Genomic DNA, 20,949 nt, shown 5'->3' on the forward strand with positions numbered 1-20,949 from the left:
TGATGGCGTGGGTTATTTCAACGGCGCTTCGGCCTTCACGCCGACGATTTGCTCGATGGCCTTCGCGAGACGCGCGAAGCCCTCATTCATGTCGTCGAGCGGCATGATCAGCGACGGCACGAAGCGCAGCACGTCCGGCCCCGCCATCAGCATGATCACGCCGTGCTGGCCCGCCGCGGTGACGAAGTCTTTCGCGCGCCCTCTGAACGCATCGGTCAATTCCGCGCCGATCAGAAGACCCTTGCCGCGCACCTCCTTGAACAAACCGAAGCGCTCGTTGAGTTTCGCGAGGTGAGCCTTCAATGCATCGCTGCGCGCATGCACGCCTTCGAGCAGCCTGGGATCGCTGACCAGTTCGACCACCTTCTCGGCGATCGCCGAAGCCAGCGGATTGCCGCCATACGTCGTGCCGTGCACGCCGACCTTGAAATGCGCGGCCAGTTCGTTGGTGGTCAGCATCGCGCCGATCGGGAAACCGTTGCCGAGCGCCTTCGCGGTGGTGAGGATGTCGGGCGTGACGCCGGTTTCCTGGTACGCGTAGAAATAGCCGCTGCGGCCCACACCCGTTTGTACCTCGTCAAAAATCAGCAGTGCGCCGTGCTGATCGCAGGCCTCGCGCAGCGCCTTCAGGAACGCCGGATCGGCCGGGATCACGCCGCCCTCGCCCTGGATCGGCTCGACGATCACCGCGCAGGTTTTCGCGCCGATCGCTTTCCTCGCGGCGTCGATATCGTTGTACGGCAAATGGACGATGCCCTCGGGCACCGGGCCGAAGCCTTCCGAATACTTCGGCTGACCGCCGACGCTCACGGTGAAGAACGTGCGGCCATGAAACGACTGCGTGAACGAGACGATTTCGAATTTATCCGCGCCGTGGCGCTCGAACGCGACGCGGCGCGCCAGCTTCAGCGCGGCTTCGTTCGCTTCGGCGCCCGAGTTGGCGAAGAACGCGCGGTCGGCGAACGTCAGATCTTCCAGACGCCTGGCAAGGCGCAGCACCGGCTCGTTGGTGTAGCCATTGCCGATGTGCCACAGCTTGCCGCCCTGCTCGTGCAGCACTTTCAGCAATTCGGGATGCGCATGACCGAGCGCGGTGACGGCGATGCCGCCGGCGAAGTCGATATAGTCGCGGCCTTGCGTATCCCAGACGCGCGAGCCGAGACCGCGATCCGGCACGAAGGGCGCGGGCGCAAACACCGGCACCATGACTTCGTCGAAGGTCTGTCGTGTCACAGTCAGGTCGTTCATGGCAAATCCTCGTTACAGGTGAGAGGTAATACCGTTAGTGTAGGAAACCGCAGGCGATACGTCTTGCGCATACGCGACGCTTTCTATGAGCTTCCACGCGCCGCACGCGATGCGTCACGCTCGATCGCGGCTTGTGCCGACTTATTGCGGCTCGTTGCGGCTCGTTGCGGCTTACTGCAACCCCATCGCGGCTTATTCCGGCCGCTCGATCAGCGCGCCCGCGCGCGGCTCGCTGGCCGCGACGCCGGTCGCGCCGGTCTGTTTGTCGATCCAGTTGCGACGATCCTCGCGCGGTGTGACACCAAAACGTTCGCGGTACGCATTCGAAAAGTGCGCCGCCGATGAAAACCCGCACGCGAGGCTGATCTGCACGACCGATTTGCTGGTGCGCTGCAATTGCGTGCGCGCTTTCGAAAGCCGCAGCCCCAGGTAGTATTTGGACGGCATCGAGCCGAGATACTGGCGAAACAGCCGCTCCAGTTGCCGCCGCGACACGCCGACGAGTCCCGCGATTTCGTCGGTGGTGAGCGGGTCTTCGATATTCGCTTCCATCAGCAGCAACGCGTCGTTCAAACGCGGATGGCGCTCGCCCGGCGCCGTCACGAACGGAATGCGCTGGCGCTCCTCGCCCGCGCGCAATACGCCGACGCCGAGCGTGTCCGCGATCCGGTCGGCCAGTTCGGGCCCATGATCGCGGCCGATCATCGCCAGCATGAAATCGACCGTGGCCTGGCCGCCCGCGCAGGTGGCGCGATCGCGGTCGATTTCGAAGATCTGTTGCGTGACGATCGAGCGTTCGAACTGCTCGGAGAACTGCTGATAGGTTTCCCAGTTGACGCTCACGCGATAACCGGACAACTGCCCCGCCATCGCGAGCCACCAGACGCCGTGATGAATGCCGGTCACGAGCGGCGTGCGCTGCCCGACGCGCGACAGGCTCGCCAGAAACAGCCGGTAGTCGGCGAATTGCTGAAACCGTTCGCTGACGACGATCAGCCAGTCGCACGCAATCGCATCGCCGAACGCCGCATCGGCCGGCCAGTGCGCGCCGCCCGACAGCGGCACCGCGCGGCCGTCCCACGAACACACCTGGACGCGGTACAGCGCGCGGCCGTCGATTTCATTGGCAAGATTGAGCGCGTCGACAATCGGCCCGACGCCCGACATCGATACGGGCGGCAACGCGACGATTGCAACCTGCGTGGTGCGAGCCGGATTGGAGGGACGGGCCATCGCTCGATGAAACGCGCAGCGCGAGCCGCGCGTTACTTCAGGCTGCCGGAGAGGAACTGCTTGAGCCGTTCGCTGCGCGGCGTGGTGAGCACCTCGGCGGGCAAGCCCTCTTCCTCGGTGCGGCCTTGATGCAGGAACATCACATGATTCGACACGTTGCGCGCGAAACCCATTTCGTGCGTGACGACGATCATGGTGCGGCCTTCTTCCGCGAGCTTCTGCATGACCTTCAGCACTTCGCCGACCAGTTCGGGGTCGAGCGCGGAGGTGGGCTCGTCGAACAGCATCACGTCGGGGTTCATGGCGAGCGCGCGCGCAATCGCCACGCGCTGCTGCTGACCGCCCGACAGATGCGACGGATACTGCTTTTCCAGACGCGGCGCGAGACCGACCTTCTCGAGATATTCGCGCGCGCGATCTTCGGCCTCGCGACGCGGCAAGCCGAGCACATGAATCGGCGCCTCGACGATGTTCTCGATCACGTTCATGTGCGCCCACAGGTTGAAGTGCTGGAACACCATTGCGAGCTTGGTGCGGATGCGTTGCAGTTGCTTGTGATCGGCCACTTCGAGATTGCCGTGGCGGTCGGCCTTGGTCTTGACCGTTTCGCCGTCGACGACGATCTGCCCGGCGTTCGGCCGCTCGAGAAAATTGATGCAGCGCAGGAAGGTGCTCTTGCCCGATCCGCTCGCGCCGATGATGCTGATCACGTCGCCCTTGTTCGCGTTCAGCGAGACGCCCTTGAGCACTTCGTTGTCGCCGTAGCGCTTGTGGATGTCCTGAACGGCGAGCTTGCAAGCTTCGGTTTGAGTCGTGTGGAGCAAGATGCTCTCCCTTGGAAAATACGGATCAATCTTGGTGACGGCGCGCATGCGTCGCGCCGCTCATGCGTACCCGGTTCGCTCAATGCGTGCGCACCGCCAGGTAACCCAGCCAGTGACGCTCGGCGCGGCGGAACAGCGCCACCAGCGCGAACGACACCACGAGGTAGATCAGCGCCGCGAGGCCGAACGCGTCGAACGACTGATAGGTGGCGGAATTCGCGTCGCGCGCCACCTTCAGGATGTCCGGCACCGTGGCCGTGAACGCGACCGTGGTGGCGTGCAGCATCAGGATCACTTCGTTACTGTACAACGGCAGTGCCCGGCGCAGCGCGGACGGTATCACAATGCGGCGGTACATCGTGAACCCGCTCATGCCGTAGGCGCGCGCCGCTTCCACCTCGCCATGCGAGGTCGAACGGATCGCGCCGGCGAAGATCTCGGTGGTGTACGCGCAGGTGTTCAGCGCGAAGGCGAGAATCGCGCAGTGAAAACCGCTGCGGAAAAACGCGTCGAGCAGTTGATGCGAGCGCACGAATTCGAGGCTGTACATGCCGGTGTAGATCAGCAGCAATTGCACGTACAGCGGCGTGCCGCGAAACACATACGTGTAGAGGCGCACGGGCGTGGACAGCCAGCGCTTTTTCGACACCCGCGCCACCGCCAACGGTATCGCCAACACGAAGCCGATGCCGACCGACGCCACCAGCAGCCATAGCGTGACCGCGAGGCCCGAGATGCGCTGACCGTCCCAGTACAGGAACGCGCGCCAGAATTGATTGAGGATATCGATCATGGTGGCTCAGAGCTCCGCGTGCCGCACGCCGATCGAATAGCGCCGTTCCAGCCAGATCAGCGCGAGATTCGATACGGTGGTGATCGCCAGATAGATCAGCGCGGCGACCAGGATGAAGAAGAACATGTTGAACGTGCTTTTGCCGGCGTCCTGCGCGGCCTTGACCACGTCCGCGAGACCGATGATCGACACCAGCGCCGTGGCCTTCACCAGCACCTGCCAGTTGTTGCCGATGCCGGGCAGCGCGAAACGCATCATCTGCGGAAACAGGATGCGCGTGAACACGCGCGCGCCGCTCATGCCGTAGGCGCTGCCCGCCTCCAGTTGGCCGCGCGGCACCGCGAGAAACGCGCCGCGAAAGGTCTCGGTGAAATACGCGCCGTAGATGAAACCGAGCGTCAGCACGCCGGCCACGAACGGATCGATGTCGAACTGCGGCAGCTCGAGCGCGTCGGTGAGATTGTTGACCGCGATCTGGATGCTATAGAACAGCAGCAGCATCAGCACGAGGTCGGGCACCGAGCGGATCAGCGTCGTATAGCCGGTGGCGAGCGCCCGCAGCGGGCGGTTGAACGAGAGTTTCGCCGCCGCGCCCGCGAGGCCGAGCAGCACGGCGGCCGCCAGCGAGAGGACGGACAGCTCGATCGTCTGGATCGTGCCGGCGAGCAGCACCGGGCCAAAGCCGTAAAGGAACACGCGTGTCTCCATCCAGGTTCGTTGGGATGTCATGGACGACGCCGGCTTGCCTTGGCCGCTCGTCGTAGCATGGCGCGGAGTCTCGCAAGCGAAAATTAAATGCTCAAAGGCGGGCGCGCGCTTTGTTGCGGCGCATCAAGGCGGACGGTGAGGACGCGGGAGGCTTGCAGCGCTTGGTGCTGCGGGCGGCGGGGGTTGGCGGGCTCCCACGCGCACCGCGCGCGCCGAGGCGATTTAGCAAGTTTCGGGTCGCTTTTTCGATAGATGGGAACGGTTGGAGACGGCGCGGAGACCGGCCGAAAAATACCCGTATGGTTCGTATATGAGTCGCGAAGCCCTTTCGTGACTCATCGATGAACCGCTTCTTGAGGTCGACCTCCCTGCGAACGGCCGACACGACACAACGCTCGCGACCCCGGGCGGTCCGAAAAAAACCTACTCGAGCCCCAGCCGCGACCGGATCGCCGGCAGCATATGCTCCACGGCCGCGCGCCCCTCTTCGATCGCCGGCGCCGCGCGGTGAAAATCGAAAATCCCCATGCCGCCCAGCCGCGGCTGAATCAGAATGTCGGCCGGTTCGCCCGCCAGGCGGCTGCGCGTGATCCGCACCTGCATGATGTCGATGCTCTGCGCGATCGAACTCAGCATGGACGGCACGCGCGCGCTCGGCGCGGGCGGCACGCGCACGTCGGTGGTGAAGCGCGCGTCGGCCGGCGCGAGCCAGCGCGGCCACGGCTTGCCGTTGCGGCGCAATGCGACCGGCGGCGGCGCATTCGGATCGATGGCGGGCGTGTCGACCACCGCGCCGCCGAAGTCCCGGCCGTTCAGAATGTCGTTGTTCAGATCGATGGCGATCACGCAGTCCGCCCGCATGCCGCGCGCCACCGAAACCGGCACCGGATTGCTCAGCCCGCCATCCACGAGCCAGACGCCGTTGTGCCACACCGGCGTGAAGATGCCCGGAATCGCAATCGACGCGCGCACCGCGTCCACCACGCTGCCGTCCTGCAACCAGCTTTCGCGGCCCGAATCGAGTTCGGTGGCGACCGCCGCGAACGGCATGTTCAACTGCGCGATCGAGCGGCCGGCGAATTTGTCGGCGAACAGTTGAATCACCTTGCGCCCGCCGAGCAAGCCGCCCGACAGGCGCAGATCGAGCAGCCTCACCACCGTCTGCCACGTGAGGCGCGACACCCACTCCTCGAGCCAGTCCAGGTCGCCGTTCGCGTAGACCGCGCCCACCAGCGCGCCGATCGACGTGCCGCACACCACGTCGGGCTTGATGCCCGCATCGTGCAGCGCGCGAATCGCGCCGATATGCGCCCAGCCGCGCGCGGCGCCGCCCCCCAATACCAGCCCGATGCGGCTGTACCGACGTCGACGTATCATGCTTGCCCCCGTCTTCTGTCCTGCGTCTTTTCTCGTCTATCGACCACGCACCACGTCCGAACGCGATGTGGTGTACACCTTCTGATACTGGTCGAAGTGCACGTTGAAAATGCCTTCTTCCGTCACGCCGCCCTCGCGCCACTTCCAGCTCCACACGGTCTCCGGCTTCAGCGGAAACACCGCGACCTCGCCCGGCTTGCCGAGCAGGCGGCGCACTTCGTCCTCGCTCATGCCGATGCGGATCTTCGCGAAGTTGGCGGCGGTCAGCACCTGCGTGATCGCCTGCAATTTGCCGTCGCGGTCGATGTCGACCATGTAGGTGTTCAGCCCTTGCGGGCCACGTGGATATTCGAAGCGTTTTGAACCGTCGGTGTATGTGCGCTCGGTCTCCGGTTTACCCATTTGATCGCGAATCTGCGCCTCGGTCGTGACGCCCGGCGTCATGTTCTTGAGGAGGAGCGCGTCGGGTTTGACGGCGTTGAACAAGTCCTTGAGTTTTTGCACGGCGCGGTCGCTCTGTTGTTGGTCGCAGCCGCTCAGCGCGACGGATCCCGCCAGCATGGCGACGATAAGCAGTTTGAGGCTCACAGCGAGTTTCCTGTAGTGATGCGGGTCGGGCCAGGCCCGTCCGCATCTCGTTGTGTAGTGTCTGCTACAGGATAACCGCGCAAGGAAAAAACCGCGAGCGAGAGCCGCGAGCCAGCGCGTGCGGTCGCGCGAGCCGGCTCGACATGAAAGAGGATGAAAGGCGGGATGAAAAGCGCGTGGCCTGAAAAGCAAAAAGGCGACGCTGTGCAAGCGTCGCCAGGTCGGTCGATACGGTCAACCGGAAGTGACAGCGGCCAGGTGGCCGCCTGAGACGAAGCACCGCGGACGACGCGCAGCGGTCAGGTTCCGGACGAAGCGGTGAGAGACCTTGGCCTCTGACCTTGCGCCATCGCCGGAATGAACGGACCGCTGCTGGTTTGGCCGCCCTGGTCCCTCGAAAAGCCTTCCAAGTGCAGCTAATCTAAACGGATTGGACACTTTAGACGAGAGCGCGTTTACACCGAATTGGCAGAGGATTTGCGTTCCGTGACAACCTCGGCCGCGCCGCGAGCGGCAACGCGCGCGTTCCTTATCCGTGCATGAAGGCGGCGAAGCCCGCGCGACCCGCGCCTTGCAGCACCGAATCGTTTTGCGGCGTGTGAATCCGCGCGCACAGCACGTCGCGGTAATGGCGTTCGAGCGGATTGTCGCGGCTCAAGCCCGGATTGCCGCTCGCCTCCACCGCCAGTTGCACCGCCTCGATCGACTGATTCGTCACCGTGTATTTGACCAGCGGCGCTTCGTCGAGCGTCATGTGCCGCGCATGCGCGGCGGCGTCGAGCACGACGCGGTTGTTGAACAGCAGCGCGTCGATGCGGCCGAGCGTTTGCTCGAATGCGGGCAGGCTCGCGAGCGGCGCGCCGAGATTGCCGGGCTTGCGCTCGACGGCCCAGCGCGCGAACCAGTCGCGGGCGGCCCGCGCGACGCCGTCATAAACGGCCGGCAGCAGCACGCTCATCCACGCCAAACCCAGCGCATCCAACCCGGCGCCCAGCTCGCCTGGCGGATGCACGTCCACCGCGTGCGCGGCGGGCACGAACACGCTGTCGAACACCAGTTCGTGACTGCCGGTCGCGCGCATGCCGAGATGGTTCCATTCGCTGCCGACGCGCACGCCGGGCGCATCGCGCGGCACGAGCCAGACGCCGACGCGCGGCGGCGTCTCGTCGCTGCGCGCCCACACCGCTAGCCAGGCGAGGCCGGGACTGCCGGTCGAATACAGCTTGCTGCCGTCGATGATCCAGCCGTCGGCGCCGCGCCTCGCGATCGTCGACGGCAAGCCGCCGCGCGCCGGGGTGCCGAGTTCGGGTTCGACGCGCAGCGAGTTGATCAGCGCGCCGTCGCGCACCGCTTCGCGCGCGACGCGTTCGCGCAGTTCGACCGGCCAATGCGGATTGCCCTGCAAGCGATGATGAAACAGATACTGCATCACCAGCACGAGCGCCGTGGACGGCTCGCCGCGCGCCACCGCCCGCACCACCTTCAACGCGTGCGGCAAGCTCGCGCCCGCGCCGCCGAGCGCAACGGGCACCGTCAGCGAGAGCAGGTCGAATTCGTGCAGGCGCGCGAGGTTCGCATGCGGAAATTCGGCCGTGCGATCGTATTGCGCGGCGCTCGCGGCGAACTCGCTCGTGAGTTGCGCGAGCAATGCGTCGAAGGCATCGCTGTCAAGCGGCGGATGACGGCGGGTCACTGCGGGATCGGCAAGCGGGGCATTCATGCGAGGGCTCTGCAGGGTGATGACGGCGGCGGCAAAAGCATCGGAAAGTTCACGGCCTTCATGGCCTTCATGGCAAGGGAAAGCTGCGATCGAAACTCGGGCGCACGTCGAGATGCGCGCGGATCACGTTGGCCGCTTCGTAGGTATCGGCGGTGCGCTGCTGCGCGGCGACCACGCTGTCGTCGATCGCCACGGGATGCACCTGACCGCGTCGATAGACCGTTTTCAATACGTCCGTCGGCAAACCGGTGACGCGCGATTGCATCGCCGCGACTTCGTCGGGATGCGAGAGCGCCCAGCGCTGGCCGATCGCCACACGCTTCAGGAAGTCGGCGAGTTGCGCGCGCTTCTCCGCAATCGCGCGCTCGGTCGCCACCTGATAGCTGAGTCCTTCCGACAGGCCGACGCCGTTGGCGATGATGCGGTCGCGATCGCGCGCTTCGCCGAGCGCGGTGTACGGGTCCCACACGGACCACGCGTCGACGCTGCCGGACGCGAGCGCCGCCTTGGCGTCGGCGGGCGCGAGGAAGACGAAGGTGACGTCGGTCAGCGGCACGTTGGCTCTTTTCAATGCGGCAAGCGCGAGATAGTGGCCGATCGAGCCGCGCGTCGTCGCAAGGCGTTTGCCCCTGAGGCTCGCGGCGTCGGTCAACGGCGAATGTTCGCGGACCACGATCGCCAGATCGAGCGGCGTCGAGCGGGTGGCCGCGACCGCGCGCACTCGTGCGCCGGCGGCGAGCGCGAACACGAGCGGCGCATCGCCGAGGCCGCCGACATCGACGGCGCCCGCGTTCAACGCTTCGCCGAGCGGCTGCGCGGCGGGAAAATTGAACCACTCGATCTTGTACGGCAGGTCTTTCAGTTGACCGGACGCTTCGAGAATGCCGCGCGTCTGCAACGACTGGTCGCCCACTTTGAGCACCGGCAGATCAGCGGCACGCGAAGGCGCCGCGCACAGCATCGCGCAGATCGCGAGCGTCGCGACGACGAACGGTTTGATTAGCAGGGATTGCGGGAATCGCGCAACGGATGGGAGCGAAAACGAAGAACGGGAAGTCGTCATAGCGGCGCTTACGTCATGGCATCGAGATGATGGGTCATTGACGATAAGGGACGCGTCCGCATAAGACAAACGCCTTATTCTTCTAAGCAAATACGCGGATTTTTATCGAACGGCGAGGTTCACCGTGAAGCGATTTCGCGCGCGCGGCGCAGCGCGGGCGCGCGGCTTGAACCGCGCACCGTGCGTGCCCGCTTCGCCGCTTTGCCGCTTTGCCGCGCCCTACCCCGCATCGCTTGCTTCACCCGCCCGCTCGCGTCAACACGCGAACACGCCAACACACCAACACGCGCCAAATCAGATCACGTGAAAACCATGCGTGCCGTCGCGGCCGAGTTGCTCGACGAGGCCATACTCCCACTCCAGATAGGCGTTCATCGCTTCGCGCGCGTTATCGGTTCCCTCGTAAGGACGCCGGTAACGGTCGATACGCGGCGACGCCAGCCGCGTCTCACCGCTCTCGACCGGCAAGCCCGCCTCGATCCACGCGCTCGTGCCGCCGCTCAGCACCTGCACCGGTTTGCCGGTCGACGCCGCCAGTTCGGGCGCCGCGAAACGCGCGAGCAGGCTGCTGCCGCAGGTCACCACATAACGTCGCGCGTCGGGCAGCTTGTCGTGCAGGGCCGTCTCGAGCTGGCTGCGAATCACGAACCACGCGCCGGGAATGTGCCGCTTCACATAGTTCGCGCTGGTCGTGAAATCCAGCACGACGGTGCCGGGCGATTGCAGCAGCGTGACCAGTTCGGCCGGCGTGATTTCGTCGACGGCGGGCGGCGTGGGCGCATGGCGAGCCGCGGGCGGCGCCGCGCCTTTTTCGCTGAAGTCCGCGGCGGTCAAACCGTCCACCACGTACACCTCGATGTTCATCTGCGCGAGCCACGACGCGGTCATGTTCGCGCGCACGCCGTCGCTGTCCGCGAGAATCACGCGCGCGCCGCGCACCGGCGCGACCATGTCGGTTTCCTGCACCAGCTGGCCGCCCGGCACACTGCGAAAGCCGGGCACGTGGCCCGCTTCGTACTCTTCCGGCGTGCGCACGTCGAAGCGATAGACGGTGCGCACCGCCTCGTCGGCCCAGCGGCGCGCTTCGTCACGCGAGGTGCGGCCCACTCGCGCGCGCTCGGCCACCTCGCGCGCGGCGTCGGCGGCGGCCAGCCGAAGCGTGTCGTCGAGCACCGGATCGAAACGGCGCAAGCTGCCATGCGCGAGCGGCTGACCGGCAAGGGTCCAGCCGATCGTGCCGTTGCGCAGCGCCGCGACCGGATTCGGCACGCCCGCGTTGATCAGCGTCTGCGCGCCGATGATGCTGCGCGTGCGCCCCGCGCAATTGACGATGATCCGCGTGGCCGGGTCCGGCGCGAGCTGCCGCGCGCGCAACGCCAGTTCGGCGCCCGGCACGCTGATGCTGCCGGGAATGTTCATGGTCTGGTACTCGTCGAAGCGGCGCGCGTCGAGCACCACCACGTCGGCTTCGCGATCGAGCAGCGCCTGCACCTCGGGCGCGGTCAGCGACGGCGTATGACGCTTGCTTTCCACCAGTTCGCCGAAGGCCTTGCTCGGCGCGTTGACGTCCTTGAACAACTCGCCGCCGGCGGCGCGCCAGCCTCGCAAACCGCCTTCGAGCAGCGTGACATCGGTATAACCCAACTCATCCAGACGGCGCGCGGCGCGCTCGGCGAGGCCCTCGCCGTCGTCCAGCACGACGATCGGCACGGCGAGGCGCGGCAAGCGCACGGGCGCGTCCAGTTCGAGGCGCGACAGCGGCAGATTGGCGGCAAACAGCGGATGACCGCGTGCGTGCGGATCTTCCTCGCGCACGTCGACGAGCGCGATTTCCTCGCGTTCGAACAGTGCGCGGCGCACGTCTTCGAATGACCGGGTACGGAACTCTTTAACGAAACTCATGGGATCACGGACTCCTTCGAAACATTCCAGATATTCGGCAGCACGTCGTTCGAGTAGCCGGAGACAAACGCCTTGCGGCCACCGCCGGCCGGATACACCGAGCGCGTCACCGCGCCGATGTTTCCACCGTACACGTGAATGCTGATCGACGTACGGTCACCAAAAGCGTTGCTCACGCGATGGATATCGCCGATGCGCGGCGACACCGCGTCCACCGTGCCGGCCGCGAGGCGTTTCGCCGCCCCCGTTTCCACCAGCGCGCCGTCCGCGGCGATGCGGTATGCCTGCGCAATTTCCGCGCCACGCAGCACGCCGATCAAACCCCATACGGTGTGAGCGTGGACTGGCGTCGACTGCCCCGGCCCCCACACGAAACTGACGACCGAAAAACGCTGCCGCGCATCCGCGTGCAACAGGTATTGCCGATAGCGCTCGGGATCGGGTTGCGCGAACGCGTCGGGCAGCCAGTCGTCGTGGGCGATCAGTTCGCGCAGCGCGGCGCCGCCGGCTTCGAGCACATGCGCTTCGGGCGCCGCTTCGTCGACGAGCGACGCAATCCGGCCGACGAACGCGCGCAAGCGGTCGGGCCTCGAAATTCGGGTCATCGGTGGTTAGAAAGAATAGGTCAGAAGATAAGGCGCGGCGAACTATTCACGCACCGCGAGCGAGCGCCGCATTGAAAGTGTCGGTCCACATCGGTGCAACATCGACATGCCGCTCGATCACGGCGGCGCGCGCGAACGTGTCGGCCACCTGCTGTTCGCTCGCGATGTCCGCCGAGGTGACGCCGGTGACGCGGCGTGCCTGGCTCTGGTTGCGGTACAACGAGAGGATCGCCGCTTCCGGCACGCGCAACTCGGCGGACAGGACTTTGGCATACGCGTCCTGATGCCGGGCGAACCACTGGCACGCGCGCTGCAGCCGCACCAGCAGATCCGCGCACGCCGCCCGCCGCGGCGGATCGGCAAGCGCCGCCGGATGCCCGTAATACAGGTAGTTGCCGGACAGGTAGCCGTTGGCGTTTTTCAGCACGCGCGCGCCCGCTTGCGAGATCGCGAGCGGCACGTTGTAGCCGTAGATCGCCCAGGCGTCGAGCGAGCCGGCGTTGAAGGCCGCGAAGCCGTCGCGCGGCGCGAGCGAGGCCGCCTGAATATCGTTGAACGACAGCCCCGCTTCCTCGAGCATGCGCAGCAGGTAGTAATGCGTGGTGGTCGCGCGCAGATAGCCGACGCGCTTGCCCTTGAGATCGGCGATCGAACGGATCGCCGAGCCTTTCGGCACCAGCACGACCTGGTTGTTGACGTCGTCCTTGTAGACCGCGATCACGCGGATCTGCGCGTTTTGCAGCCGCGCGAAAATCGGTGGAATCTCGCTGCCCGAGGCGATGTCGAGCGAGCCGCCGTTCATCGCCTCGATCATCGCGTTGCCGGACTGGAACTCGGACCAGTCGATCGTGTACGGCGTGTCGGCGACGCCCGCGGTTTTCAGCAGCGTGGCGTCGCCGCCTTTGTAGGTCGCGACGCGCAAGCGGACCTGGCTCAGGTCGAGATGGGGATCGGTTTTGTCGTTTGGCGCGGCGTTTGTGGTGGCGTTTGCGGTGGCGTTTGCGGTGGCGTTTGTGGTGGCGTTTGTGGTGGCGTTTGCGGTGGCGCTTGCGGCGGAGGCCGCTTCGGAGATCAGGCCCGTGCTGGCGGTGAGCCACGCGGCGGCCGGCAACGCGGCCACGAGCTGGCGGCGCCGGAGCGACGCCGGCGAATCGGTAGATTGGGTCATCGTGGGGGAAGGTTCAGGTGAGGACGTCGGGCTCGGCTTCGACCAACCCTTCCAGCAGGCTCTGGAATGCGAATAGCGCGCCGCCCGCGCGGCCCACCTGCTCGTGCGTGAGCGTGGCGACGTCGTGCGGAATCGGCTGCGGCGTGCCGGCGGCTTCGGCAAGCAGTTGCGCATGGCAGGCATTGTCGAGCGCGATGTACCACCAGGCCGCGGCCTCGACGCTCGGGCCCGCCGTGAGAATGCCGTGATTCTTCAGGATCACCGCGCGGCGTTGGCCGAGCGCCGCCGCGATGCGCGCGCCTTCGTCGGTATCGAGCACGACGCCGCGGAAGTCGTCGAACAACGCGTGGTCCTGATAGAACGCGCACGAGTCCTGGGTGAGCGGATCGAGCGTGCGGCCAAGTGTCGACCACGCCTTGCCGTACAGCGAATGCGTGTGCGCCGCCGCGATCACGTCGGGACGCGCTTCGTGAATCGCCGCGTGAATCGCGAAGGCCGCCTGATTCACCGGTCCTTCGCCGACCACGATGTCCCCTTGCGCATTCACCAGCAGCAGATCGGACACGCGAATGCGGCTGAAATGCTTGCCGAACGGATTGACCCAGAAGTGATCGGGCCACTCGGGATCGCGCGCGGTGATATGCCCGGCGAGCCCCTGATCGAAGCCGTGGCGCGCGAACAGACGAAACGCGACCGCAAGCCGTTCCTGCCGGTAGCGGCGTTCGTCCGCGATGCTTTCGCGCGGCGGGACGTCGTCGAACCAGAACTTGCGCAGCGGCGCGTGACGTTCGAGCGTGGACGAATCCCGGGTGCGTCGCGGGGCTAGTGAGAGATCGGTCATCGCGCCTCCGTTCACGCCGCCACGCGCTCGACGCGCGCGATCCGCTCGCGGGTCGCCGGAATCAGTTCGCGGCCGTAGTCGATCGCGTCTTCGAGCGGATCGAAGCCGCGCACGAGGAAGGTCGAGACGCCGAGCGCGTAATACTCGGCGAGCGTCTCGGCGACCTGGTCCGGCGTGCCGACCAGCGCCGTCGAATTCGAGCGGCCGCCGATTTCCTTGGCAATGCCGGTCCAGAGGCGCTCGTCGACGCGGTCCGATTCACCGGATGCCGCGAGCAGCCGGCGCGCGCCCTCGCTCTGCGCCGGCCCGCCGACCCCGAGTCCTTGCGCCGCGCGCAGCCGTCGGGTCTCTTCGAGAATATGGTCCGCGCGCTCCCACGCGGCGGCTTCGGTGGCGGCGAGAATCGGCCGGAACGACACGGAGAAGCGCACGCTGCGGCCGTGTTTGGCGGCTTCGGCGCGCACGCGGGCGACTTGCTCCCGCACTTGCGCTTTCGATTCGCCCCACAGCGCGTAGACGTCCGCGTGACGGCCGGCGATTTCCAGCGCGGGCGCCGACGCGCCGCCGAAGTACACGGGGATGTGCGGCTGCTGCACCGGCTTCACTTCGGAGAAAGCCTGTTCGAAGCGGTAGTACTGGCCGTCGTGGTCGAAGGGTTCGGCTTCGGTCCAGACACGGCGCAGGATGTGCAGGTATTCGTCGGTGCGGGCATAGCGTTCGTCGTGCGAGAGGAAGTCGCCGTCGCGGCGTTGTTCGGCGTCGTCGCCGCCGGAGATGATGTGCACGGCGAGGCGGCCGCCCGAGTAATGGTCGAGCGTTGCGAGCTGACGCGCGGCGAGCGTCGGCGCGACGAAGCCGGGGCGATGCGCGAGCATGAAATGCACCTTGCTCGTGACGCTGGCCGCGTGCGCGACGGTCAGGAGCGCGTCGGAGCTCGTGGAATGATGCGGCACCAGGATACGGTTGAAACCCGCGGCTTCGTGAGCACGGGCGAATTGCCCGACGTACTCGATGTCGATCGCCGGACCTTGCGGCGCGTGCGTTTCAGACACCTTGCGGGTCTGGATCATGCCGATGAATTCGATGGACACGATGGGGGTCTCCCGGAATGGATGGGTGTGCGCCCGGCGTGGATAGACTCGGCTGGGCGGCGGCGGTTCTTGTTCGACGCATTTGCTGTTTGCTCAGGGGAGTTAAGGTAACAGCGCTGAATGCGCTTGTTAAATATTGATCGGCGATATGTTTATCGGGTTTGGGTGGAATGAGGCTTGGCGTTTCGGCCCCGCAGCGCGTGGTAGCTCGGCGGCCCGGATGTATTCCAGGCGGAGACAGCCAACTGGTTGTTGCGCGGGGCGATTTGTTTGCGAAGGTCGCAAAGCCCCGCAACCCGAGGCAGCGGAACGCCGAATGGATGGCGCGCGGAGCATGGCTGACCGCGGAAGTAGCCGTGCGCGCGAGGCACAGGTGATCGCGCTAAAAACCGAGCGCGAGATATTGAAGAGAAGAAGTCACGCGAGGCGCGGCCTGGCCGTCAGCCGCGCCCCAACCCATCAATCCGCTCCCTGACTTGCGCGATCACCGGCGCCCAGTCACCGACCCGCGGCTGTCGAAACAACGCCACCGAATCGTACCAGGCCGTGACCGGCGAGGCATCGCCCCAGAACCATGCGGATACGTGGTCGATCATCAGGCAGGTCGGCACGCCGAGCGCACCGGCCAGATGCGCGGGCCCGCTGTCGATCGTGACCACCAGATCCAGATTCGCCAGCAACGCCGCTACATCGTCGAATCCGGATCGAAAATGATGCGTCAGGTCGACGACTTCCAGCCCCTTGGCTCGCCACTGCGCGACCGTCTCGCCGCGTCCCGGCGACAACGCGAAATAGCTCACGCCCGGCACATTCAATAGCGGTTCGAGTTGCCCGACGGGCACCGAGCGCCGCATGTCGCGGATATGCTCGGGATTGCCGTTCCACACCAGCCCGACCGTGCGATTGCGCTTGTTACCGGCGACGCGCGCGTCGACATGGGCGTCGATCCGCTTGCGCCATGCCTGAACGAGCGACGGCTCGGCGCTCAGGTACGGCGCGCCCCATCCGGCAGCCTCGAAAACGCCGAGCCGCAGCGGCAGGCTCATCAGCCCGCAGTGGAAATCGGGCCGTGTTTCGAGGCTCGTTTCGAGCGGTAAATCGGCGGGCAATATCCGCTCGAACAAATGCCGCAACGGCCCGTCGTGACCGAAGATGACCCGGCCGCCTTCGCGTCTCGCCCGCTGCGCCAAAAGCGGCAGAAAGCGCACCGCCCAAAGGCAGTCGCCATTGCCTTGTTCGCCATAGACAACCAGCGTCTTGCCGGCCAGCGATTCGCCCCGCCAATGCGCGCTGATTGCCGCGAGCGCATGCTGCGCGTTGTTGAGATCGTCGGCGAACGCGACGCGTGCTTCGTAATGCGCCCAGCCCTCGGCGAAACGCCCGGAACGAAGTTCGAGTTCCGACAGGTCGAACAGCGCATGCGCGTTGTTCGGCGCGAGCACCAGCACGTGCCTGAGCAACGCCTCGGCTTCGGCAAAACGCGCCTGCTCCTTCACGCACAGCGCGAGCTTGTGTAGCGCCACCGGGTTGCCGGGCACGACGCGCACCGCTTCGCGCAGCAGCCGCTCGGCCGTGGCGAAGTCGTCGCGCTGCTGGATGGCCGCGGCGCGCCAGATCAGCGCGTCGGCGTTTTCGACGTTTTGCGAGAGCAGCAGTCCGGTGGCGGACTCGACCAGCGCCCAATCGCGCATGACGAACGCCGTCTGCGCAATCGTGTGAAGGAGCGTGGCTTCGTGGGAAGGATCGAGTTGATAGGCGCGCACCAGCGCGGCAAGCGCCTCGCGTTGGCCCGCTTTGTCACGGCCTGCGTGCTGCAGCAGCATCTGGCCCAACGCGAGCCACTCGGCGGCGCCCGCATTGGGCGCGGCGGCACGCGCGCGCAAGTCCGCCAGTGGGCTACTGGGGGGCAGGGTATTCAGGTCGTTCATCGGGAAGGCGCCACGCCGCGTGGCATGAAGACGAAGCCGCGCGGGAAACGCCCGTTACGGCGCACTCGCCGCGATCTTCGGCGTGCTGACCGCGACATCGCCGCACTGCGCGCGGTGGCGCAGCGCGTGGTCGATCAGCACGAGCGCGAGCATCGATTCAGCGATCGGCGTGGCGCGAATGCCGACACACGGATCATGCCGCCCGAACGTTTCGACGATGGCCGGCTGCCCCGCCTTGTCGATCGAACGGCGCGGCGTGCGAATGCTCGACGTGGGCTTGATCGCGATCGACACCGTGATGTCCTGCCCGGTGGAAATGCCGCCGAGCACGCCGCCCGCGTGATTGCCGACGAAGCCCTCCGGCGTCAGTTCGTCGCCATGCACCGAACCGCGTTGCGCGACGCTGGCGAAGCCCGCGCCGATCTCGACGCCCTTGACGGCGTTGATGCCCATCATCGCGTGCGCGATGTCCGCGTCGAGACGGTCGAACAGCGGCTCGCCAAGGCCGACCGGCACGCCGGAAGCCACCACGTTGATGCGCGCGCCGATGGAGTCGCCCTCCTTGCGCAGCGCGTCCATGTACGCTTCCAATTGCGGCACGATCTCGGCGTTCGGCGCGAAGAACGGATTTTCACGCACTTGCGCCCAGTCGACGAAAGGCACGTCGATCTCGCCGAGCGCGGCCATGTAGCCGCGAATCTCAGTGCCGAACTTCTCGCGCAGCCACTTCTTCGCGACCGCGCCCGCCGCCACCGTGGGCGCCGTCAGACGCGCCGACGAACGGCCGCCGCCGCGATAGTCGCGAATGCCGTATTTCTGCCAGTAGGTGTAGTCCGCATGACCTGGGCGGAACGTCTCGGCGATGTTGCCGTAGTCCTTGCTGCGCTGGTCCGTGTTGCGGATCAGCAGCGCGATCGGTGCGCCGGTGGTCTCACCTTCGAACACGCCGGACAGGATCTCGACCTTGTCTTCTTCCTGACGCTGCGTGACGTGGCGCGACGTGCCGGGTTTGCGGCGGTCGAGTTCGAGCTGGATGTCGGCTTCGTTGAGCGCCATGCCCGGCGGGCAGCCGTCGATCACGCAGCCGATAGCGGGACCGTGCGATTCGCCGAAGGTCGTGACAGTGAAAAGCGTACCGAGCGTGTTGCCGGACATGGGCGTCGTCCAAAAGAAATGCGGGGGAAGCGTTATTATGCCAGCCCGCATGGCGCGAGGGCGGGTCGCCCGCGTGCTTATGACTTGAGGACAAGCCGTGAGCGCCGCGACGCCGACGGGGCCTTACTTGCGCGCCCCACGCAATTCGGTGACGATCCGCTGCAGCATCTCCGGCGTCGCGAGCGCCGGATCGATCGGCTCGCCCACCGCCAGGGTCAGCCGGCTCATCACGCCCTTCTGCATCGGCCGCGGCCAGCGCGCATCGTCGGCGCGCGAAAACACGCTGCCCCACAGGCCGCGCAGCGCCATCGGTATCACCGGCGCGGGCGTGCGCCGGATGATTTCGGTCACGCCGTGGCGAAACGGATTCATTTCACCGGTTCTCGTGAGCTTGCCTTCCGGGAAAATACAGACCAGTTCGCCCTCGGCGAGCGCCTGCGCGCATCGCTCATAAGCGCGCGTGAGCAACTGGGCGTCCTGATGCGCCGGCGCGATAGGGATCGCCTTCGCATGACGGAACACCCAGCCGGCGAACGGCGACCTGAAGATCTGATGGTCCATCACGAAACGGATCGGCCGCGGGCTCTCCGCCATGATCACGATCGCGTCGACAAAGCTCACGTGGTTGCACACCAGCACCGCCGCGCCTTCCTCGGGAATGCGCTCGGCATGCACGAGACGCATCCGGTAAAACGTATGCACGAGCACCCATGCGATGAAGCGCAGCAGAAACTCGGGCACCAGCGAATAGATGTAGGTCGCGACGACGATGTTCAGCAACGCCGTAACCAGAAAAATAGCCGGAATGCCGAAGCCCGCCGCGGTCAACGCCATCGCCATCAGCGCCGAGACGACCATGAACAACGAATTCAGAATATTGTTCGCGGCGATGATGCGCGCGCGGTGGCTCGGCTGGCTGCGGCTCTGGATCAGCGCGTAGAGCGGCACGCTGTAGAACCCGCCGAACATGGCGAGCAGGAACAGGTCGGCCAGCACGCGCCAATGCGCGGGCCGCACGAGAAATTCGCCGACGGCGAGCAGATGTCCCGCGGGCGGCAGCGCGCGGCTCGCGAAAAACAGGTCGATTGCGAACACGCTCATGCCGATCGAGCCGAGCGGCACCAGGCCGATTTCGATGCGCCGCTTCGAGAGCTTTTCGCACAACAGCGAACCGAGGCCGATGCCGATCGAGAACGTGCCGAGCAGCACCGTCACCACGTCCGGGTCGGCGGAGAGCACGTTTTTCGCAAAGGTGAAAAACGACGACAGAAAAGTCGCGCCGACGAACCACAGCCACGATATGCCGAGCAGGCTCAGAAACACGGTGCGGTTTTCGCGCGCCAGCTTCAGGTTGCGCCACGTCTCGCTAACCGGATTCCAGTTGATGCGCAGATCCGGCTGCGGCGCCGCCGTGACCGGCACGAAGCTCGACACGAAGCGCCCCGCCAGCGCAACCGCGACACAGGCGCAAGCCAGCACGATCGCGCCATGTTCGACGAACCCCGCGCCGGCGCCGCCGACGATCGTGCCGATCAAGATCGCGACGAACGTGCCCATCTCGACCATGCCGTTGCCGCCCACCAGTTCCGCCTTCGACAGATGCTGCGGCAGGTACGAGTATTTGACCGGTCCGAACACGGTCGAATGGACGCCCATCAGAAACGTGCACGCATACAGCAACGGTGCGTTATGCAGCAGAAAACCCGCGCCGCCGATCAGCATCACGACGATCTCGAAGCTCTTGACGAAGCGCGTGAGCATCGCCTTGTCGTACTTGTCGGCGATCTGGCCGGAGGTGGCGGACAGCAGCACGAACGGCAAGATGAAGATCGCCGAAATCAGAAACGCCGCCGTTTTCGGATCGACGCCGGAAAAGCGCGCCGCCTGATACGTGACGAGCGACGTGAAGCCGATCTTGAAGACGTTGTCGTTCATCGCGCCGAGGAACTGGGTCCAGAAAAAAGGCGCGAAGCGGCGCTGCCGCAGTAGCCGGAACTGCGATTCGTGCGCCTCGTGCGGGCGCGCGGCACGACGGCCGGCAGGTATCGGACGATCGCTCATGAAGGTCGGGGAACGGGTTGAACGGGCAACGAGAGGGAAAGAGACGCGGGCCCGGAGACAAAAAAAGCGCGCGCTTTCGCGCGCGCCTTGACTACATTTTCGCGCTCACGGCAACGCCGAACGCCGCGGCGAGCCACCGCGCATCAACGCGCCGGCTGCTGCTCCTGTTGCTCTTCCGGCCAGTCGCGGATGTATGCCTTGAGCATGCGATTTTCGAAGCCCTGCTCTTCGACCACCGCCTTCGCGACGTCGTAGAACGAGATCACGCCCATCAGCGTGCGGGCTTCCATGACGGGCAGATAGCGCACGTGGTGCTCGAGCATCATGCGGCGCACTTCGTTGACGTCCGTTTCGGGCGTGCAGGTGAGCGGATGGTCGTCCATGACCTTACGGATCGTTGACGTGCCGACGCTGCCGCCATGCTTGCTCAGCGTGAGAATGATTTCACGGAAGGTGAGCATGCCGACCAGGTCGCCGTATTCCATCACGACGAGCGAGCCGATATCGTGCTCGGCCATGGTGTTGACTGCGTCGTGCAGCGTGGTATCCGGCGTAACCGTGAAAAGGGTGTTGCCCTTGACTTTAAGAATGTCGCTGACTCGCATGATCGTCTCCCGTGATACCCGCTAAGCTCGTAATGCATG

18 protein-coding genes are annotated in these 20,949 nt (G+C 65.8%); all 18 read right to left on the reverse strand.

Going from position 1 to position 20,949, the window contains the following annotated elements:
- Positions 1-12 precede the first annotated feature (12 nt).
- The 18 genes from CUJ90_RS11680 to CUJ90_RS11765 all read right to left on the reverse strand — a co-directional run bounded on the left by CUJ90_RS11680 (position 13) and on the right by CUJ90_RS11765 (position 20,910).
- Positions 13-1,248, reverse strand: a complete 1,236-nt coding sequence (locus tag CUJ90_RS11680) for an aspartate aminotransferase family protein (RefSeq protein WP_114162773.1) — start codon at positions 1,246-1,248, stop codon at positions 13-15.
- A 192-nt stretch (positions 1,249-1,440) separates the two neighbouring features.
- Positions 1,441-2,481 carry a GlxA family transcriptional regulator gene (locus CUJ90_RS11685; protein WP_114162774.1) on the reverse strand — a complete coding sequence of 347 codons (1,041 nt, stop codon included), beginning with the start codon at positions 2,479-2,481 and terminating at the stop codon, positions 1,441-1,443.
- 32 nt (positions 2,482-2,513) lie between these two features.
- Positions 2,514-3,305: an ABC transporter ATP-binding protein gene (locus CUJ90_RS11690; RefSeq protein WP_073430113.1), complete on the reverse strand. Its 792-nt coding sequence runs from the start codon at positions 3,303-3,305 to the stop codon at positions 2,514-2,516.
- Positions 3,306-3,384: 79 nt separating this feature from the next.
- Positions 3,385-4,098 (reverse strand): ABC transporter permease, encoded by a 714-nt coding sequence (locus tag CUJ90_RS11695; protein ID WP_073430060.1) that lies wholly within the window; start codon positions 4,096-4,098, stop codon positions 3,385-3,387.
- Between the two features lie 6 nt (positions 4,099-4,104).
- The gene (locus CUJ90_RS11700; protein WP_083084350.1) at positions 4,105-4,794 is read right to left on the reverse strand and encodes an ABC transporter permease; all 690 of its coding nucleotides are present in this window, start codon (positions 4,792-4,794) and stop codon (positions 4,105-4,107) included.
- Between the two features lie 435 nt (positions 4,795-5,229).
- Positions 5,230-6,183: a patatin-like phospholipase family protein gene (locus CUJ90_RS11705; RefSeq protein WP_073430061.1), complete on the reverse strand. Its 954-nt coding sequence runs from the start codon at positions 6,181-6,183 to the stop codon at positions 5,230-5,232.
- Positions 6,184-6,219: 36 nt separating this feature from the next.
- Positions 6,220-6,771, reverse strand: a complete 552-nt coding sequence (bamE, locus tag CUJ90_RS11710; protein ID WP_114162775.1) for an outer membrane protein assembly factor BamE domain-containing protein — start codon at positions 6,769-6,771, stop codon at positions 6,220-6,222.
- Between the two features lie 529 nt (positions 6,772-7,300).
- Complete coding sequence (locus tag CUJ90_RS11715; RefSeq protein WP_114162780.1) at positions 7,301-8,491, reverse strand: acyl-CoA dehydrogenase family protein; 1,191 nt, start codon at positions 8,489-8,491, stop codon at positions 7,301-7,303.
- 67 nt (positions 8,492-8,558) lie between these two features.
- A complete protein-coding gene (locus CUJ90_RS11720) occupies positions 8,559-9,452 on the reverse strand; it encodes an ABC transporter substrate-binding protein (RefSeq protein WP_114163536.1) in 894 nt (297 codons plus the stop codon).
- 396 nt (positions 9,453-9,848) lie between these two features.
- On the reverse strand, positions 9,849-11,456 hold the full coding sequence (locus tag CUJ90_RS11725; RefSeq protein ID WP_114162782.1) for a rhodanese-related sulfurtransferase: 1,608 nt from the start codon (positions 11,454-11,456) through the stop codon (positions 9,849-9,851).
- Complete coding sequence (locus CUJ90_RS11730; protein ID WP_114162784.1) at positions 11,453-12,061, reverse strand: cysteine dioxygenase family protein; 609 nt, start codon at positions 12,059-12,061, stop codon at positions 11,453-11,455. The genes CUJ90_RS11725 and CUJ90_RS11730 overlap by 4 nt, the downstream gene beginning before the upstream one ends.
- A 46-nt stretch (positions 12,062-12,107) precedes the next feature.
- A complete protein-coding gene (locus CUJ90_RS11735; RefSeq protein WP_114162785.1) occupies positions 12,108-13,229 on the reverse strand; it encodes an ABC transporter substrate-binding protein in 1,122 nt (373 codons plus the stop codon).
- Between the two features lie 13 nt (positions 13,230-13,242).
- Entirely contained in the window at positions 13,243-14,070 is an 828-nt protein-coding gene (locus CUJ90_RS11740; protein ID WP_114162786.1) for a class II aldolase/adducin family protein, read from the reverse strand.
- Positions 14,071-14,081: 11 nt separating this feature from the next.
- Positions 14,082-15,161: an LLM class flavin-dependent oxidoreductase gene (locus CUJ90_RS11745; protein ID WP_114162787.1), complete on the reverse strand. Its 1,080-nt coding sequence runs from the start codon at positions 15,159-15,161 to the stop codon at positions 14,082-14,084.
- A 440-nt stretch (positions 15,162-15,601) separates the two neighbouring features.
- Complete coding sequence (locus tag CUJ90_RS11750; RefSeq protein ID WP_114162788.1) at positions 15,602-17,089, reverse strand: tetratricopeptide repeat protein; 1,488 nt, start codon at positions 17,087-17,089, stop codon at positions 15,602-15,604.
- Between the two features lie 54 nt (positions 17,090-17,143).
- Positions 17,144-18,244, reverse strand: a complete 1,101-nt coding sequence (aroC, locus tag CUJ90_RS11755) for a chorismate synthase (protein ID WP_114162790.1) — start codon at positions 18,242-18,244, stop codon at positions 17,144-17,146.
- A gap of 123 nt (positions 18,245-18,367) precedes the next feature.
- Positions 18,368-20,305 carry an MFS transporter gene (locus CUJ90_RS11760; RefSeq protein WP_114162791.1) on the reverse strand — a complete coding sequence of 646 codons (1,938 nt, stop codon included), beginning with the start codon at positions 20,303-20,305 and terminating at the stop codon, positions 18,368-18,370.
- A gap of 143 nt (positions 20,306-20,448) precedes the next feature.
- Positions 20,449-20,910, reverse strand: a complete 462-nt coding sequence (locus CUJ90_RS11765; protein WP_073430072.1) for a CBS domain-containing protein — start codon at positions 20,908-20,910, stop codon at positions 20,449-20,451.
- Positions 20,911-20,949: the final 39 nt, after the last annotated feature.

The organism is Paraburkholderia terricola, from assembly GCF_003330825.1.
GTDB lineage: Bacteria > Pseudomonadota > Gammaproteobacteria > Burkholderiales > Burkholderiaceae > Paraburkholderia > Paraburkholderia terricola.